This is a genomic window from Stenotrophomonas sp. SPM (assembly GCF_003105135.1).
GTDB lineage: Bacteria > Pseudomonadota > Gammaproteobacteria > Xanthomonadales > Xanthomonadaceae > Stenotrophomonas.
The window spans coordinates 1-17,032 of the sequence record NZ_QETL01000023.1 but is presented as its reverse complement, the minus strand read 5'-3'; the positions used below and the strand labels follow the sequence as shown (position 1 = coordinate 17,032).

Here is a 17,032-nt window from a genome sequence, read left to right as displayed (position 1 = left end):
CATCACCAAGGACGCACCGATGAATACTGCTGTGGACGCACCCGGTATCGCCCCGGCCTGTGAGCGCACCGAGATCCTGATAATCGGTGCGGGCCCCGCCGGTTCGGTAGCGGCGGCCATGCTGCGCCAGCAGGGCCGCCAGGTCCTGATGCTGGAACGCCAGCCGTTCCCGCGCTTCTCCATCGGCGAGAGCCTGCTGCCGCAGAGCATGGAGTACATCGAGGCCGCCGGCCTGCTGCAGGACGTGGTGGAAGCGGGCTTCCAGCACAAGAACGGTGCGGCCTTCGTGCACGGCCAAGCGCGTACTGCGTTTGATTTCCGGAAGAAATTCTCCCCCGGCTGGGGCACCACCTACCAGGTGCAGCGTGCCGACTTCGACGATGTTCTTGCGCGTGGTGCCCAGCGCATGGGCGCCACCCTGCGCTTTGGCGACGAGGTGCTGGCGGTCGAGCCAGGGCAACACCCATCCGTCGACGTACGCCGCGCGGACGGCAGCGAGTACCGCATTGAGGCCGATTTCATCCTCGATGCCTCCGGCTTCGCGCGCCTGCTGCCACGCCTGCTGGACCTGGAATCGCCCTCCAACTTCCCGGTGCGCGGCGCGATCTTCTGCCACGTGCGCGACCACATTCCCGCCGACGCCGAGTTTGACCGCAACAAGATCCTCATCACCACTCACCCCGAGCACATCGACGTCTGGTACTGGACCATCCCGTTCTCCAACGGCTGCTGCTCGCTGGGGGTGGTGGCCGAGCCCTCGTTCTTCGAACGCTACGAGGGCGACGATCTGGAGAAGCTGCAGGCCATCGTCGGCGAGGACCCCAATCTGAGCCACCTGCTGGCCAATGCCGAATGGGCGGTGCTGCCGGTGCGCCGCATCACCGGTTATTCGGCCAACGTCCGCTCGCTGTGGGGGCCGGGTTATGCGCTGCTGGGCAATGCCGGTGAATTCCTCGACCCGGTGTTCTCTTCCGGCGTGACCATCGCCTTCAAGTCGGCGCAGCTGGCCAGCGAGTGCCTGCGCCGCCACTACGCCGGCGGAACCGTCGATTGGGAAGCAGACTTCTCCGTGCCGCTGCGTGCGGGGGTGAAGACCTTCCGCCGTTTCGTCGAGAGCTGGTACCAGGGCGGTTTCCAGAAGATCATCTTCCACCCCCGGCAACCGACGGACATCCGCAACATGATCTGCTCCATCCTCGCAGGCTATGCCTGGGATACTGACAACCCGTACGTGGCCGACGGCAATGGCCGCCGCATGCGGGTCCTGGAGGAACTGTGCAGCGGCTGACCATCCGTCTGAGTGCAGTGCTGCTGTGCTTGCTGCTGGCCGCCTGTGCGGGCCGCGTACCGCGCGCCCTGGTTGAACTGCCGCCGCTGCGCCTGGCGCCGGCCAGTCTGCCCACACCGCTGGCGCTGCAGCAGCAGCTGCATTTCCGCTTCGGCCGTCATGAGCGCGATCTGGAGGCATTGCTGGAAGCGGATGCACAGCAGGTGCAGCTGGCCGTGCAGGCGATGGGCCAGACCGGCGTGCGCCTGCAGTGGGACGGCCGCCAGCTGAGCCAGCAGCGCGCCCCTTGGCTGCCGCAGCAGGTGCGTGCCGAACGCGTGCTGGACGATCTGCAGTTCGCGCTGTGGCCGACCCAGGCCATCGCCGCCGTACTGCCGGCGGGCTGGCAGGTCACCGATGATGGCCATCTGCGCAGCCTCTCCCGTGATGGCCAGGTCTGGCTGCAGCTGCAGCGCAGGGAAGGTGGCAGCCTGGAGCTGGACAACCGCGCTGAGGGCTACAGCCTGCGCATCGAGTCGATTACCGCCGACGGCCCGACCCCATGAGCGATGAGATCTATCTCAACGATCTGGGTGTGGTGTGCGCACTTGGCGAGGGCCGGGCGGCAATGGCCGCAGCGCTGTTTGCCCAGACGCCCGGCGGGCTCAGCGAGAACCACACGCTTCTGCCTGGGCAGACCCTGGCATTGGGCGAAGTGCGCACGCCGCTGTCGACGCTGGAGGACCTTCCGGTGGCCCTGCGCGGGCGCAACAACGCACTGCTGGAGGTAGCGCTTGGCCAGATCGCGCCGACGGTACAGGCCGTCATTGCCCGGCACGGCGCGCACCGGGTCGCCGTCGTGCTGGGCACCAGTACCTCCGGCATCGGTGAATCAGAACATGCCCTGCGCGCCCACGCCGAAACAGGTGCGTGGCCGGCAGGCTTCGCGTACGCGCAACAGGAGATGGGCACCGCAGCGCACTTCGTGCGCGAACGCAGCGGCGCCCGTGGTCCTGCCTGGAGCCTGTCCACGGCCTGCTCGTCCAGCGCCAAGGCGCTGGCGTCGGCAGCGCGCCTGCTGCGTGCCGGCATCGCCGACGCCGTCATCGCCGGTGGCGCCGACTCACTCTGCCGCTTCACCGTTGCCGGGTTCAGCGCACTGGAGTCGGTCTCAGCGACGCGCTGCAACCCGTTTTCGCGCAACCGGTGCGGCATCAACATCGGTGAAGGCGCTGCGCTGTTCGTGCTCAGCCGCGACGCAGGCCCGGTCAGGCTCGCTGGCTGGGGCGAATCGTCCGATGCCCACCACATGTCCGCGCCGGAACCGGCGGGCCGGGGCGCCATCGACGCTCTGCGGCAGGCACTGCAGCGTGCGCGCTGGAGCGCAGGTGAGGTGGACTACGTCAACCTGCACGGCACCGCGACCGCTCACAACGATGCGATGGAAAGCCTCGCTGTCGCGCAGGTCCTGGGCACCACCGTAGCGGCCAGTTCGACCAAGCCGTTGACCGGCCACACGCTGGGCGCCTCTGGTGCGATCGAGGCCGCTGTGTGCTGGATCGTGCTGGCTGAAAACCCGGCGCAGCAGCTGCCACCGCACTGGTGGGATGGCGAGGCTGATCCAGCCCTGCCCGCACTTTCGCTGGTTGCGCCGGGTGACAACCTCGGGCGCATGCCCGCCCGCGCGCTGAGCAATTCGTTTGCCTTCGGCGGCAGCAACGCTGTACTGGCGATGGAAGGGGTACGGCGGTGAGTGCACCCATGCCTGCGGTAGAGGATGTGGTGCCGCACCGCTTCGACATGTGCCTGCTGGATCGCATCGTCCGGTGGGACGACACCACGGTCGAGGCTGAACTGGTGGTTCCGGCAGACGGCGTATTCGTGGAAGGGAACGCCATCCCGGCATGGATCGGCATCGAGTACATGGCGCAGGCCATCGCGGCATGGGCCGGTTGCCGGGCGCGGCAGGCCGGCACCCCGGTGCAGCTGGGGTTTCTGCTGGGTACTCGGCGCTACACCGCCGCCCGCAGCGGGTTCCCGGTCGGCACGCGGCTGCGGGTGCAGGCGCGCTGCGAACTGACCGGCGACAACGGTCTGGGAATGTTCGCCTGTCGCATCCTGGCAGGCGATGAAGAATGGGCCAACGCCAACGTATCGGTCTTCGAGCCCACCGACGCAAAGGCATATCTGGAGAGTGGAAAGCATGACAGCAGACCGTAGCGTGCTGGTGACCGGCGCCAGCCGGGGCATCGGTCGGGCCATCGCGCTGCGCATCGCGCGCGACGGCTTCGACGTAGCGGTGCACTGCCGCAGCCGCGTGGACGAAGCACAGGCCGTGGCGGCCGAGATCCAGGCACTGGGCCAGCAGGCCCGCGTGCTGGTTTTCGACGTGGCCGACCGGGCAGCCGCGCGTGCGGTACTGGACGCGGACGTGGAAGCGCATGGTGCCTACTACGGCGTGGTCTGCAACGCTGGCATCGCCCGCGACGGCGCCTTCCCGGCGCTGTCCGAGGACGACTGGGACCAGGTCATCCACACCAACCTGGGTGGCTTCTACAACGTGCTGCACCCGCTGATCATGCCGATGGTGCGGCGGCGCAAGCCGGGCCGCATCGTCACCCTGTCTTCGGTGTCCGGCGTGGCCGGCAACCGCGGCCAGGTCAATTACAGTGCCGCCAAGGCCGGCATCATCGGTGCCACCAAGGCGCTGGCGCTGGAACTGGCCAGCCGCCAGATCACCGTCAACTGCGTGGCCCCCGGCCTGATCGAGACCGACATGCTGAACGAAGAAGTGGTCGACCATGCGCTGAAGCTGATCCCCGCCGGCCGTGTCGGCCGTCCGGAGGAAGTGGCCGCCACCGTCGCGTTCCTGCTGTCCGAGCCGGCCGGCTACATCACCCGCCAGGTGATCTCGGTGAACGGGGGCATGATCTGATGGCCGCCGATCGACGCGTGGTGGTCACCGGCGCCGCCGCCATCAGTCCGCTTGGCCATGACTGGCCGACCATCGAGGCGCACCTGCGCAGCTGCCGCAACGCGGTGCGCACCATGCCGGAGTGGGACGTCTACGACGGTCTCAACACACGCCTGGCAGCGCCCGCAGACGCATTCGAGCTGCCCGCCCACTACAACCGCAAGACCACGCGGTCGATGGGCCGGGTCGCGCTGATGTCGGTACGCGCCACCGAGCTGGCGCTGGCCGCCTCAGGACTGCTGCAGCACGAAGTACTGCGCAGCGGTCGCACCGGGGTCGCCTATGGTTCATCGTCGGGCAGTCATGAAGCAACGGGTGACTTCAGCCGCATGCTGCACGACTTCAGCACGGCCGGCATCAGTGCCACGACCTACCTAAAGATGATGAGCCATACCGCCCCGGTCAACATCGGTGTGTTCTTCGGCCTGAGCGGCCGGGTCTACACCACCTCCAGTGCCTGCACGTCGGGCAGCCAGGGCGTGGGTGCCGGCTATGAAGCGATCCGCAGCGGCAAGCAGACGGTGATGGTGACCGGCGGTGCGGAGCAGCTGGACGCGACTGCCGCTGCAGTGTTCGACACCCTGTATGCCACCAGCACACGCAACGATGCGCCGCAGTCCACCCCGCGCCCGTTCGATGCCGGCCGCGATGGCCTGGTGCTGGGCGAGGGGGCGTGCACGCTGATCCTGGAAGACCTGGAACATGCGCAGGCGCGCGGCGCCCCCATCCTTGCCGAGGTCGTCGGCTACGGCACCAACAGCGACGGGCAGCATGTCACCCAGCCCAGCGCAGGCACGATGGCCCACGCCATGCGCCTTGCGCTCGAGGACGCCGGGCTGGGCGCCGACCGCATCGACTACGTCAATGCCCACGGCACCGCGACCGACCAGGGTGACATCGCTGAAGCGGAGGCAACGGCCCAGGTGTTCGGCAGCCGCATGCCGGTCAGCTCGCTGAAAAGTTATGTCGGCCACATGCTGGGCGCCTGCGGCGCGTTCGAGGCGTGGGTGACGATCGAGATGATGCGTGCGGGCTGGTTTGCGCCCACGCTCAATCTGGAGCATGCCGACCCCCGTTGCGCCGCGCTCGATCACATCACCGGGGCAGGGCGCCGGCTGCAGGCGACCCACGTCATGAGCAACAACTTCGCCTTCGGCGGTATCAATACGTCGCTCATCTTCAGAAAGTGGGGCGGGTAGGCTCGCGCGGCCAAGGCCGGTTTCCAACCGCATGCCACGTGAACGCCATCGCCACATTGCTGAACCCCGTCGGGGAAACGCCGCTGATCGCGGCGTCATCGTCGCGCGACGGCTTTCCCCGGTGTCGCCTTTCCGACACAATCAATGCTCTTCCCGGGTTATCGTCCCGCGGACATGCACGCCTACGTCTATAAAAGCCAACTCAAGCCGGACACCTACGTCTATCTCGCCCGTCGTGATGATTTCAGCGCGCTGCCTGCGCCGCTGGTCACCTCGCTGGGTGCGCTGTCGTTCGTCCTCGACGTGACCCTGGATGCGCAGCGACGTCTGGCCCAGGCCGACCCGGACAAGGTCCGCAGCGAGCTGACCGAGCGCGGTTTCTACCTGCAGGTGCCGCCGTCGGTGACCAGCATGATGCGGCGCCACTATGACTGAGCTGTCGCGCCCACGCGCACTGTCGATTGCCTTCGTCCTCGGCGCTGTCCTGGCGCTGGCCTCGGTCGTGGGTGGGCTGCCCGGTGCCGTGTTTGCCGCACTGGCGCAGCCGGCGTTCGCGCTGGGCGTGTCGTGGTGGCGGCGCAGCCGCACGCTGCAGGCTCCGAAACTGATCGCGCGGCAGGAGCTGCCGGCGCTGGCGGTGTTGTGGGCCGCGGCCCCGGCAGGCCTGGCGCTGCTGCTGGCGTGGCCGCTGGCGGCGCTGCGCGACAGCGGCAGCCTGGCCGCCGTGCTTGGCCTGAGCGTGCTGGTCAGTGCCGGCCTGCTGGCCGCGTGGCGCACCTGGCCGTTGTGGAACGATGTCGAACGCCTCGATGGCAGCCTCGCCCAGCATTGGCATGCCCTGGCCGGGCGTGACCTGACCGCCTGGCGTGGCCTGCTGGTGGCGGCGATCGTGGTCGCACTGGCCGCGCTGATCGTGCTGCCGGCCTGGCCGGGCCTGTTGCCGGAAGGCGCCGGTTGGCCCGCCCCACTGGCCACGCTGGTGCTGTCGCCGGTCCTGCACCTGCTGCTTCAGTGGGTGGCACCGGCACCGATGGTCAGCCTGCGCAGCACCGCCCAGGACCTGCCCAGCGGCGATGCCGAAGCCCTGTTCAACGCTGCCGCCGAAAGCACGCCGCTGGAAGCGATGGCACCGCAGGAACTGACCCCGGCGCTGTACGAAGCTGCGCGCCACGGTCGCATCGACCGCGCGCTGCAGCTGCTGCAGGCCGGTGCCGATCCGCACGCGCTGCCGGACCCGAACTGGCGCGACCAGCGCAGCTTGGCCGTGCTAGCCGCCGTGCTGCCCGACCTGCGCCTGCTGCGCGAGCTGATCGGTCGCGGCGTTGACGTGAATGCCCCGCACCGTGGCATGACCCCGCTGCTGGCCGCCACCCGCGACAGCTGGCATGGCCGCCCCGAAGCGGTGATGACCCTGCTGGCCAACGGCGCCGATTCGCGCGCCATGGACAGCGATGGCAACACCCCGCTGCATCACGCCGCGCGCAGTTCCGACCCGGGCGTGGCCGCGCTGCTGCGCGATGCCGCCGCCGAGGTGGATGCGCTCAACACTGAAGGCTGGTCGCCGCTGGCGGTGGCCTGCCAGGTCGGCAACTGGCGCCTGGCCCGCTTCCTGCTCGAACGCGGTGCGCGCAGCGAACCCAGCGAAGGCACCCCGGTGCTGCTGGCCGCTGCCGCGACCGAGGACGACGATCCGGCCGGCGTGCAGCTGCTGCTCAAGCACAAGGCGCGCGCCGATGCGCGCGACCGCCAGCGCCGCAGCGCACTGCACGAAGCCGCCCTGGCCGGCCATGTCGAGATCATCGGCGTACTGCTGGCTGCTGGCGCCAACCTCGAAGCGCGCGATGCGCTGGGCCGCACGCCGTGGCTGGAAGCGGCCCGTGCCGGTCGCGCCGCCGTCATCGAACACCTGCTGCCGCACAAGCCGGACCTGGTGGCGGTCGATGGCGAAGGCCGCAACGCCGTGCTGCTGGCCGCCATGGCCGAGGATGTGTCGCCGCTGCTGGTCAAGCGCCTCGTCGATCTCGGTATCGCCGCCGATGCCAGCGATCCGCTCGGCCGTCGTGCGGTGGACTACGCCGCCGAAGCGGGGCGCTGGGCGATCGTGGCCCTGCTGGACCCGTCCTATCCGTTGCCGGCCGCGGTCAGCGATGGCCTGGCCGAACGCGGCGAAGCCGCAAGCGCCAGCGGCCTGCTGCCCGACCGTCCGCCGCTGACCCTGCTGCGCGAAGCGCTGGGCTTCGGCAATACCGAAGGCATGGCCGCGCTGGCCAAGCTGTGCCAGCCGGAAGAGCTGGGCGGCCTGCTGCTGGACCCGGAACTGGCGCTGGAACCGCGCGCGGTCGACTGGCTGCTGGGCCATGGCGCCGACCCGTACGTGCGCGATGCCTGTGCCGATACCCCCATGTTCGCCCTGCTGTCGCGTGGCATCGACGCGGTGCCGGCGTTGCAGGTGATGCTGCAGCGTGGCCTGTCGCCGGCCGGCCGCGGTGGCCTGGCGCGCTTCCTTGCCGCCTGCGCGCAGCACGACCAGGCCGCGCGCGGCCTGGAACAGCTGGCGCTGGAACTGCTTGAACGCGGCGCCGATCCATTCGCCGCTTCGCCGGCCGGTGATCCGCCGCTGTCGCTGGCGGTGCGCCTGGGCTGGCTGCGCCTGCAGCAGGCCCTGCTCAATGCTGGTGTCGATCGCGAAGCCCGCGACAGCCACGGCATGACCGCCCTGCACCTGGCCACCGCGCTGGCCCGCGAAGGCGCGCTTAAGCTGCTGGTGCAGCACGGTGCATCGCCGGAAGCGCGTGCTGCCGATGGCCAGACCCCGCTGGGCGTGGCGCTGTCGATCGGCCGCCGCGACCTGGCCGACTGGCTCGATTGGCGGGTGTGGCCGCTGCCGCGCCGCACCCTGCGCGAAAGCGACCTGCCGGCTGCGGCCATGGCCGGCGATGTCGATGCCGTGCGCCGCTTGAACGACCTCGGCTTTGCCATCGACGCCGTCGATGCGCAGGGCTGCACCGCGCTGCTGCGTGCGGCCGGTGGTGGCCACCTGGCGGTGGTCGACCTGCTGCTGGCGCGTGGCGCCGATCCGCAGCATGGCGCCGCCAGTGGCGCGACCCCGCTGTCGGCGGCGGTCAGCATGCGCCAGGTGGATATTGTCTCGGCCCTGCTCGATGCCGGTGCCCAGCTGGAACACCGCCTGCCGGGCGGCGTGACCGTGCTGATGCTGGCCTCGGCGCTGGGCCTGCCGGACATTGCCGCTCGCCTGCTCACTGCCGGTGCCGACGTGCATGCCGGCGATGCGCAGCAGCTGGGCCCGCTGCACTGCGCGGCGCTGTATGGCTTCAGCGCCCGTGATCGTTCGCGCCTGCTGGCCCTGCTGGATACGCTGCTGCTGGCCGGCGCCGAGCCCGACCTGGCCGCAGCCGGTTCGGTCACGCCGTTGCTGCTGCTGCTGGGTGCACGCGCCGAGCCAGGCACCGCCTGCGACGAGCAGGTGGTGATGGCTGCAGTAGAGCGCCTGCTGGATGAGGACGTGAGCCTGGACGTGCGTGACCCGCGCGGCTTCGGCCCGCTGCACCTGGCCGCCCTGCACGGGCTGCCGCTGCTGGTGCAGCGCCTGCTGCGCGCCGGTGCCGATCCGGAAGTACGCGACAGCCTCAACCGCAGCCCGCGCGAGATCGCGGTCATGCGCGGCTTCATCGACGTGGCCGGCGAATTCGAACCGCGCGTGCCCGGCGTATCCTCGATGGCCCGGTTCCTGCGCGACAACGGTTGAGAGCCGCCGGGCATGGCCCGGCGCTATCCCTGCGGGTGGCGATGTCCGGTAGCGCCGGGCCATGCCCGGCGGCCTGAAGGTGGATGCCGACCGTTGGTCGGCACGCCTACTTCTCGTCGCTTTCCGCGTCGGCCTCGAACAGATGCATCAGGTCGTTGCGCGCATCGCGCGAAGTCTGGATCACCGCAGCTTCGTCGTCGTAGACCAGGTACTGGTCGCGCAGCAGCTGTTCGTCATGCTCGCGGAAGCGCTGCACGTGGCGCTGCGCCACGTCCGCCGCCACGCCCAGCGCGGTCAGCACGCGCCCGCTCATTTCGAGGCTGGTGCCGAACACTTCGCGGAACGGCTCGGCCGACATGTCCATCAACCGCCACGCGTGCTGGCGGTTGCGCGCACGTGCCAGCACCTTCGCATCCGGGTACAGGCGGCGCACCATGCGCACCGCGCGCAGGTTGGTTTCCGGGTCGTCCACGGTGATCACGAACACGTCGATATGCTCGCCGCCCGCAGCGCGCAGCATCTCCGGCCGGGTCGGGTCGCCGTAGTAGAGCTGGTTGCCGAAGCGGCGCAGGTCGGCCACGGTGTCCGGGTTCGCCTCCAGTGCCACGAACGGCACCTTCTGCGCGGTCAGCAGGCGCGCGATCACTTGGCCGAAGCGGCCCATGCCGGCGATCAGCACCTTGGGCTGGTTGTCCGGCGCCACTTTGTCGGCCGGTGCGGCATCGCGCGGCGCCGGCTTTTCCCGGCCCAGCAGCTTCAGCAGCACCAGCATCAGCAGCGGCGTGATCGCCATCGACAGGCCGACGATGGCCACCAGCCGGTCATGGTTGGCGTCGCCCAGCAGGTGCGCGCGCTGTGCTTCATTGAACACCACGAAGGCGAACTCGCCGCCCAGCCACAGCACGCTGCCCAGCAGCAGCGACTGCCGCGACCCCAGCTTGGCGATGCGGCCGATCAGGTACAGCAGGCTGAACTTCACCACCAGCAACGCGGCCACGCCGGTGGCGATCAGCCACGGCTCGGCGGTGATGCGGTCGAGGTCGATGCCCATGCCCACGGCGATGAAGAACAGGCCCAGCAGCAGGCCCTTGAACGGCTCGATCTGCGCTTCCAGTTCGTGGCGGAATTCCGAGTCGGACAACAGCACGCCGGCCAGGAACGCGCCCAGGCTGGGGCTGAGGCCGGCCTCCTGCATGAACCACGCAGTGCCCAGCACCACCAGCAGCGCGGTGGCGGTGAACACTTCCGGGCTGCGGGTACGGGCGATGATGCCGAACACCTTGCGCAGTACCGGGCGCCCGCACAGGATCACCACCGCCAACGCACCCAGCGCCACGGCCGCGTCTTCCCAGCGCAGCGTCTCGTTCTTCGCCCCGCCCAGCAGCGGGATGGCGGCCAGCAGGGGGATCGCGATCAGGTCCTGGAACAGCAGGATGGCAAAGCCCAGCCGGCCGTGGTCGCTGTTGATCGCCTTATGCTCGGACAGCAGCTGCAGGCCCACCGCGGTGGAGGACAGGGCCAGCGCGATGCCGACCACCAGCGCACTCTTCCACTGAAAATGGTCGAGCAGCAGCAGGCCACCCAGCAGCAGGCCGGACAACGCCACCTGCGCCGCACCCGCGCCGAACACCGAGCGCCGCATCACCTTCAGGCGGGCGGGCGACAGTTCCAGACCGATGACGAACAGCAGCATCACCACGCCGATCTCGGCCGCGCCGAGGATACGGTCGGCATCCTGCACGAAGCCCAGCCCGTCCGGACCCAGCACCACGCCAGCGGCGAGGTAGCCCAGCACCGCGCCGAAGCCGAACTTCTTGAACACCGGCACCGCGATCACCGCGGCCAGCAGCAGCACCAGCGCCAGTTCCAGACCACCGCTATGCATGGGAATTCCTGGTCATCGCGGAGGCCTGTGCTGCGTGGGTTCGGCGGGGGGAGCGCGGCCGTGCAGGCCACCCCGTCATTATGCGCGCCCGCCTGTGCACGGACGACAACGGCCACGGAAGGCCGGGTCAGATCCCTTCGCGCCGCAAAGGGCTCTGACCCCAGTGACACCTGACTACCCGCCCAAGCCAGGGTTGACCGGGCGTGTCGGCAGGTCCAGACTGCCCGCCGCTGCCACTCCCGCCGTTGTCGAGCGTGTCAGGCAGTACACCCATCCGGAGTCCCCAACCCATGTCCAGCGACAGTAGAAGTCGACCTCGTTCGACGCCAGCGATGGCTACCGCCTGATATCGGGTCGGTTTGCCTGCGTTGGCGTTGCGCGAGGTCGCATCCCCACAAGGCAAGCCCATGAACCAGAAGCAACTGCTGCGCCCGGTGGCCGACGCCGCTGCCCTCGCCGCACCCCTGGCCAACTACAACACCGCCGATGCGGTGGAATTCCTCAACACGCTCGACCTGGAACGCGCCGCCGAAACGCTGGCCGCGCTGTCGCTGCCGCGCGCGGTGAAGATGCTCGAAGCGCCCGAACTGCACCGCAGTGGCGAGCTGGTGGCCGCGCTGCCGCCCGCCCGCGCCGCCGCGCTGCTGGGGTTGATGGCCGATGACCGCGCCACCGACATCGTCCACGAGCTGGACGAGGAAGAACGCGCGCGGCTGATCCCGCTGCTGGGCAGCGATGCCCGCCAGGCCATCCAGACGCTGCTGAGCTACCCGGCAAACACCGCCGGCGCGCTGATGACCACCGAGTTCGTCGCCGTGCCCGCCACGTGGACGGTGGCCCAGACCCTGCAGCACATCCGCCAGGTCGAGCGCACCCGCGAGACCGTGTACGCGATCTACGTGCTCGATCCGGCCAGCCAGCAGCTGCAGCAGGTGGTGACCATGCGCCGGCTGATCACCGGCCTGCCGGAGGAATCGATCCTCGACGTGGCCCAGGTCAATCCGCCGGTCACCGTCGATGCCCTGCTGGACCAGGAAGAAGTGGCGCGGCTGATCCGCCGCCACGACCTGCTGGCCATTCCGGTGGTGGACGCGCAGCAGCACCTGCTGGGCATCGTCACCGTCGACGACGTGCTCGATGCGCTCATCGAGGAATCGACCGAGGACGCGCACAAGTTCGGCGGCATGGAAGCGCTGGACAAGCCGTACATGCAGATCGGATTCTTCGAGATGCTGCGCAAGCGCGCCGGCTGGCTGAGCGTGCTGTTCCTCGGCGAGATGCTCACCGCCAGCGCGATGCAGCACTACGAGGACGAACTGGCGCGCGCGGTGGTGCTGACCCTGTTCATTCCGCTCATCATGAGTTCTGGCGGCAACTCCGGTTCTCAGGCCACCTCGCTGCTGATCCGCAGCCTGGCCCTGCGCGAGCTGCGGTTGAGCGACTGGTGGAAGGTGGCGCTGCGCGAAGTGCCGACCGGCATGGTGCTGGGCGCCATCCTCGGCTGCCTGGCCATCGTGCGCATCGTCATCTGGCAGCTGGGTGGCCTGCACGACTACGGCGAGCACTGGATCCTGCTGGCCATCACCATCGGCGCGGCCCTGGTGGGCATCGTCACGTTCGGCTCGCTGTCCGGCTCGATGCTGCCCTTCATCCTCAAGCGCCTGGGCTTCGACCCGGCCAGCGCCTCGGCCCCGTTCGTGGCCACCCTCGTGGACGTGACCGGCCTGGTGATCTACTTCAGCATCGCCGCCCTCATCCTGCACGGCACCCTGCTGTAACAAAAACGTGTGGCCTGGGATCGGATCCCCGTGGTCTGCTAGGTGCCCACCTTGGTGGGCACGCAAGGGTCATGCGGGGGTCATGCAGGGGTCAGAGCCCTTTCCTGCGGAAAGGGATCCGACCCCGTCCTCAACCCCATCGCCACGGAATTTGGGTACCGTAGGCGCATGAGTACCTACCACCTGCAGTCCGTGTTCCGTCCTCAGTCGGTCGCGGTGATCGGCGGCAGCCCGCGTGAGCGCTCCGCCGGCCGTGCGGTGATGCGCAACCTGCGTGGCACCGGCTTTCCCGGCAAGGTGGCGTGGATCAACCCGCGCCACGCCGAGATCGATGGCATCCGCACGGTCAAGCGACTGAAGGATCTCGACTGGGTCCCCGACCTGGTGGTCATCACCGCCCCCGCAGCGATCGTGCCGCAAGTGGTGCGTACCGCCGCCGAGCGCGGCGTGCAGGCGGCGATCATCCTCACCGCGCACCTCGGCGAAGGCCCGGGGTCGCTGTCCGAACAGGTGGAAACGGTGGCGCGCAAGCACGGCCTGCGCATCCTCGGCCCACACTGCCTGGGCGTCATCGCGCCGCATGCGCGGCTCAATGCCAGCATCGCCGCACACTTTCCACAGGCCGGTGACCTCGCGCTGGTCTCCGAATCCTCGGCGATTGCCGCCGCGCTGGTAGAGTGGGGCGTGGCACGTTCGGTGGGTTTTTCCGCCGTGGTTTCGCTGGGCGACACCATGGACGTCGACTTCGGTGACCTGCTCGATTACTTCGCCACCGACTACCGCACCCGCGCCATCCTGCTCTACGTCGAACACATCAAGGACGCGCGCAAGTTCATGTCGGCCGCGCGTGCCGCCGCGCGCGCCAAGCCCGTGGTAGTGGTCAAATCCGGCCGCGCCGAGCGCGTGCAGCCCGGCAGCGCCGACACCCACGTGCAGGCGCTGGCCCGCGCCGATGATGTCTACGGCGCCGCCTTCAACCGTGCTGGCCTGCTGCGCGTGAATGCACTGGACGAGCTGTTCACCGCAGCGGAGACGTTGGGCCGCTTGGGCACCTTCCCCGGCCGCCGCCTGGCCGTGCTCAGCAACGGAGGTGGCGTCGGCCGCCTGGCGGTGGACCAGCTGGTGGCGCTGCGCGGCACCCTGGCGCAGCTGTCCGACAGCACGGTGGAAACGCTGGACAAGGTGCTGCCGCAGGGCTGGTCGCGCAGCAACCCGGTCGACATCGTGGTCGACGCCGATGGTGATCGCTACGCAGCTGCCATCGAGGCGCTGCTGGCCGACAACGAGAACGATGCGGTGATGGTGGTCAACGTGCCCACCGCGTTCACCTCATCGGCCGATGCCGCGCAGGCCCTGACCCGCACGCTGGGCCTGCGCCCGCGCCACCACCGCGACAAGCCGGTGTTCGCGGTCTGGCTGGGCAACGATGACCAGGCCACCGCCACGCTCAACGCCGCGCGGGTGCCGACCTATCCGACCGAGGCCGAAGCCGTGCGCGGCTTCCAGCATCTGGTGCGTTACCGCGAAGCGCAGAACGCGCTGATGGAAACGCCGCCCAGCCTGCCGCAGGATTTCAGCGTGGATACCGCCCGTGCGCGTGCGCTGGTCGACGCCGCACTGGCCAATGGCCAGCAGTGGTTGGACCCGCTGGCCACCCACGATCTGCTCAAGGCCTACGGCATTCCGTCGGCGCCGGTGATGCATGCGCGTGATGCACACGAAGCGATGGACCTGGCGCAGCCGCTGCTGGAGCGCGGTGCCACGGTCGCGCTGAAGATCCTGTCGCCGGACATCCCGCACAAATCCGAAGTGGACGGCGTGCGCCTGAACCTGGCGACGCTGCCGGCGGTGCAGAGCGCGGCCAACGCCATCCTCGAACGCGCCCGCCAGCTACGCCCGGATGCGCGCATCGACGGCCTGCTGGTGCAGCCGACCATCATCCGCCCGAAGGCGCGCGAGATCATCGTCGGCATCGCCGATGACGCCACGTTCGGCCCGGTCATCGTGGTCGGCCGCGGCGGCACCGCGGTGGAAGTGATCAACGACAAGGCGCTGGCGCTGCCGCCGCTGGATCTGCGCCTGGCCCACGAACTGATCGGCCAGACCCGTGCCTCGCGCATCCTCAAGGCCTACGGTGATGTGCCGGCCGCCGATGAGCGCGCGCTGGCGCTGGCGCTGGTGAAGCTGGCGCAGCTGGCGGCCGACATTCCCGAGGTGCGCACGCTGGACATCAACCCGCTGCTGGTGGACGGCAAAGGCATCCTCGCCCTCGACGCACGCGTGGCCATCGCGCCGTCGCGCATCCTGCACAAGGGCCGCGGCCATCCGCGCTTCTCGGTGTTCCCGTACCCGAAGGAGTGGGAGCGCACCCTCGAGCTGTCCGATGGCGGCCGCGCCTTCGTGCGCCCGGTGCGGCCGGAGGACGATGCGCTGTTCCGCGCGTTCTTCGCCCGCGTCAGCGATGAAGACCTGCGCCTGCGTTTCTTCCAGTCGGTGAAGCACTTCAGCCACGAGTTCATCGCGCGGCTGACCCAGCTCGACTACGCGCGCTCGATCGCGCTGGTGGCGATCGACCCGCGCAACGGCGACATGCTCGGTGCGGTGCGCCTGCATGCCGACGCCGACTACCATCGCGGCGAGTACGGCATCCTCATCCGCTCCGACCTGAAGGGCCACGGCATCGGCTGGCGCCTGATGGCGATCATGATCGAGTACGCCAAGTGGCTGGGGCTGGACGTGGTGGAAGGTCAGGTGCTGCGTGAGAACAGCACCATGCTGGCGATGTGCCAGAGCCTGGGCTTCAAGACCCGGCTGGATCCGGACGACCCGACGGTGATGATGGTGACCCTGCCGGTGCAGCAGGTCGAAGTGCCTGCACCCCCGCCGGTGGCGTGACCGTCACCACCTCGGTAGCGCCGGGCCATGCCCGGCGGAACGTCGGATTCAGCGCAGCGGCTCCACCACCACCGCCGTGCCATAGCACAGCACTTCGGTCAGCCCGGTCATCACATCGGTGGCGTCGTAGCGCATGCCGATGATGGCGTTCGCCCCCAGCTGCCGCGCGTGCTTGACCACGTCGCGGTAGGTTTCCTCGCGGGCCTGTTCGCACAGCTCGGTGTAGATGGTGATGTTGCCGCCGAAGATCGTCTGGAGGCCGCCGAGGAAGTTGCCGACGATCGAGCGCGAGCGCACGGTGATGCCGCGCACCACGCCCAGGTTGCGGGCCACGCGGTAGCCGGGCAGCTCGAAGGCGGTGGTGACCAGGGAATCCTCGAAGCGCAGGGCCGGAGGGGAGGGGATGCCGCTGTTATAGGGGTCTGCCATGCTGCTGCCTTCTGTAGAGTCGAGCCATGCTCGACTGGCCGTGTGGCAGTCGAGCAGGCTCGACTCTACAGCCCAACAGCCCGTTACGGCATGGCCGGACCCACCCCGCCGCGCGACAATACCGCCATGATCGAACGCATTCCCTTGCTGCTGCTCCCCGGCCTGCTCAACGACGCCGAGCTCTGGCGCGCGCAGCTGGCCGACCTGGCCGACATCGCCGACTGCACCGTGGGCGACCAGACCCGTGGCGAGACCCTGCAGGCGGTGGCCGACGACGTGCTGGCGCAGGCCCCCGAGCGCTTCGCTCTGGCCGGTTTCTCGCTGGGCGGCTTCGTCGCCCAGCAGATCCTGCGCACCGCGCCCGAGCGCGTGCTGCAGCTGGCGCTGGTCGACACCTCGATCCACGCCGATTCACCCGAGCGCGCCGAGCAGCGCCGCAGCCAGCGCGCCAGCGTTCGCCTGCCCGGCAAGTTCCACGGTTTCGGTGATGCGTTGATGCGCAGCTACATCGATGCGTCGCGGCTGGACGACTACGTGCTGGTGCAGCGCGTGCGGGACATGACCGCACGCTTGGGTGCGGAAGTATTCATGCGGCAGAGCGGGCTGGAACGCCGCGATGGGCACGAGGTGCTGGCCGCGTACCGCGATCCGCTGCTGATCGTCTGCGGTGCGAACGACCGCATCACGCCGCTGGCGGTGAGCGAGGAAATGCACGCGCTGGTGCCGCATTCGCAGCTGGTGGTGGTGCCCGACTGCGGGCACCTGGCCCCGATGGAGAAGCCGGACGAAGTGAGCGCGGCGATGCGCGGCTGGCTGTTGCAGGGCTGATGGATCCGCCG

13 protein-coding genes are annotated in these 17,032 nt (G+C 69.2%); 11 read left to right on the top strand and 2 right to left on the bottom strand.

What is annotated here, in order from left to right:
- Nucleotides 1–19 precede the first annotated feature (19 nt).
- From DCO49_RS07630 to DCO49_RS07595, 8 genes are all read left to right on the top strand, one after another.
- On the top strand, nt 20–1,288 hold the full coding sequence (locus DCO49_RS07630; RefSeq protein WP_116863521.1) for an NAD(P)/FAD-dependent oxidoreductase: 1,269 nt from the start codon (nt 20–22) through the stop codon (nt 1,286–1,288).
- Nucleotides 1,276–1,833 carry a DUF3261 domain-containing protein gene (locus DCO49_RS07625; RefSeq protein WP_116863520.1) on the top strand — a complete coding sequence of 186 codons (558 nt, stop codon included), beginning with the start codon at nt 1,276–1,278 and terminating at the stop codon, nt 1,831–1,833. The genes DCO49_RS07630 and DCO49_RS07625 overlap by 13 nt, the downstream gene beginning before the upstream one ends.
- Nucleotides 1,830–3,020 (top strand): beta-ketoacyl-ACP synthase, encoded by a 1,191-nt coding sequence (locus DCO49_RS07620; protein ID WP_116863519.1) that lies wholly within the window; start codon nt 1,830–1,832, stop codon nt 3,018–3,020. Before DCO49_RS07625 ends, DCO49_RS07620 begins: the two co-directional genes overlap by 4 nt.
- Nucleotides 3,021–3,028: 8 nt before the next feature.
- Complete coding sequence (locus tag DCO49_RS07615) at nt 3,029–3,487, top strand: hotdog family protein (protein WP_116863518.1); 459 nt, start codon at nt 3,029–3,031, stop codon at nt 3,485–3,487.
- Nucleotides 3,471–4,202, top strand: coding sequence for a 3-ketoacyl-ACP reductase FabG2 (locus tag DCO49_RS07610; protein WP_116863517.1), 732 nt, complete (start codon nt 3,471–3,473; stop codon nt 4,200–4,202). Before DCO49_RS07615 ends, DCO49_RS07610 begins: the two co-directional genes overlap by 17 nt.
- Complete coding sequence (locus DCO49_RS07605; protein WP_116863516.1) at nt 4,202–5,440, top strand: beta-ketoacyl-ACP synthase; 1,239 nt, start codon at nt 4,202–4,204, stop codon at nt 5,438–5,440. The genes DCO49_RS07610 and DCO49_RS07605 overlap by 1 nt, the downstream gene beginning before the upstream one ends.
- A gap of 174 nt (nt 5,441–5,614) precedes the next feature.
- Nucleotides 5,615–5,875: a YcgL domain-containing protein gene (locus DCO49_RS07600; protein WP_116863515.1), complete on the top strand. Its 261-nt coding sequence runs from the start codon at nt 5,615–5,617 to the stop codon at nt 5,873–5,875.
- Entirely contained in the window at nt 5,868–9,206 is a 3,339-nt protein-coding gene (locus DCO49_RS07595) for an ankyrin repeat domain-containing protein (protein ID WP_116863514.1), read from the top strand. The genes DCO49_RS07600 and DCO49_RS07595 overlap by 8 nt, the downstream gene beginning before the upstream one ends.
- A gap of 106 nt (nt 9,207–9,312) precedes the next feature.
- On the opposite strand, the gene DCO49_RS07590 is transcribed toward DCO49_RS07595, so the two are convergent.
- The gene (locus DCO49_RS07590; RefSeq protein ID WP_116863513.1) at nt 9,313–11,091 is read right to left on the bottom strand and encodes a monovalent cation:proton antiporter-2 (CPA2) family protein; all 1,779 of its coding nucleotides are present in this window, start codon (nt 11,089–11,091) and stop codon (nt 9,313–9,315) included.
- Between the two features lie 407 nt (nt 11,092–11,498).
- Between DCO49_RS07590 and mgtE the strand changes: the two genes are divergently transcribed.
- Together mgtE and DCO49_RS07580 are read left to right on the top strand one after the other, a co-directional pair.
- Complete coding sequence (gene mgtE, locus DCO49_RS07585; RefSeq protein ID WP_116863512.1) at nt 11,499–12,869, top strand: magnesium transporter; 1,371 nt, start codon at nt 11,499–11,501, stop codon at nt 12,867–12,869.
- Between the two features lie 168 nt (nt 12,870–13,037).
- Entirely contained in the window at nt 13,038–15,764 is a 2,727-nt protein-coding gene (locus tag DCO49_RS07580; RefSeq protein ID WP_116863511.1) for a bifunctional acetate--CoA ligase family protein/GNAT family N-acetyltransferase, read from the top strand.
- A 48-nt stretch (nt 15,765–15,812) separates the two neighbouring features.
- On the opposite strand, the gene DCO49_RS07575 is transcribed toward DCO49_RS07580, so the two are convergent.
- Complete coding sequence (locus tag DCO49_RS07575; RefSeq protein ID WP_116863510.1) at nt 15,813–16,193, bottom strand: YbjQ family protein; 381 nt, start codon at nt 16,191–16,193, stop codon at nt 15,813–15,815.
- Nucleotides 16,194–16,319: 126 nt separating this feature from the next.
- Here DCO49_RS07575 and DCO49_RS07570 point away from each other — a divergent pair, with 126 nt between their 5' ends.
- Nucleotides 16,320–17,021 (top strand): alpha/beta hydrolase, encoded by a 702-nt coding sequence (locus DCO49_RS07570; RefSeq protein WP_116863546.1) that lies wholly within the window; start codon nt 16,320–16,322, stop codon nt 17,019–17,021.
- Nucleotides 17,022–17,032 lie beyond the last annotated feature (11 nt).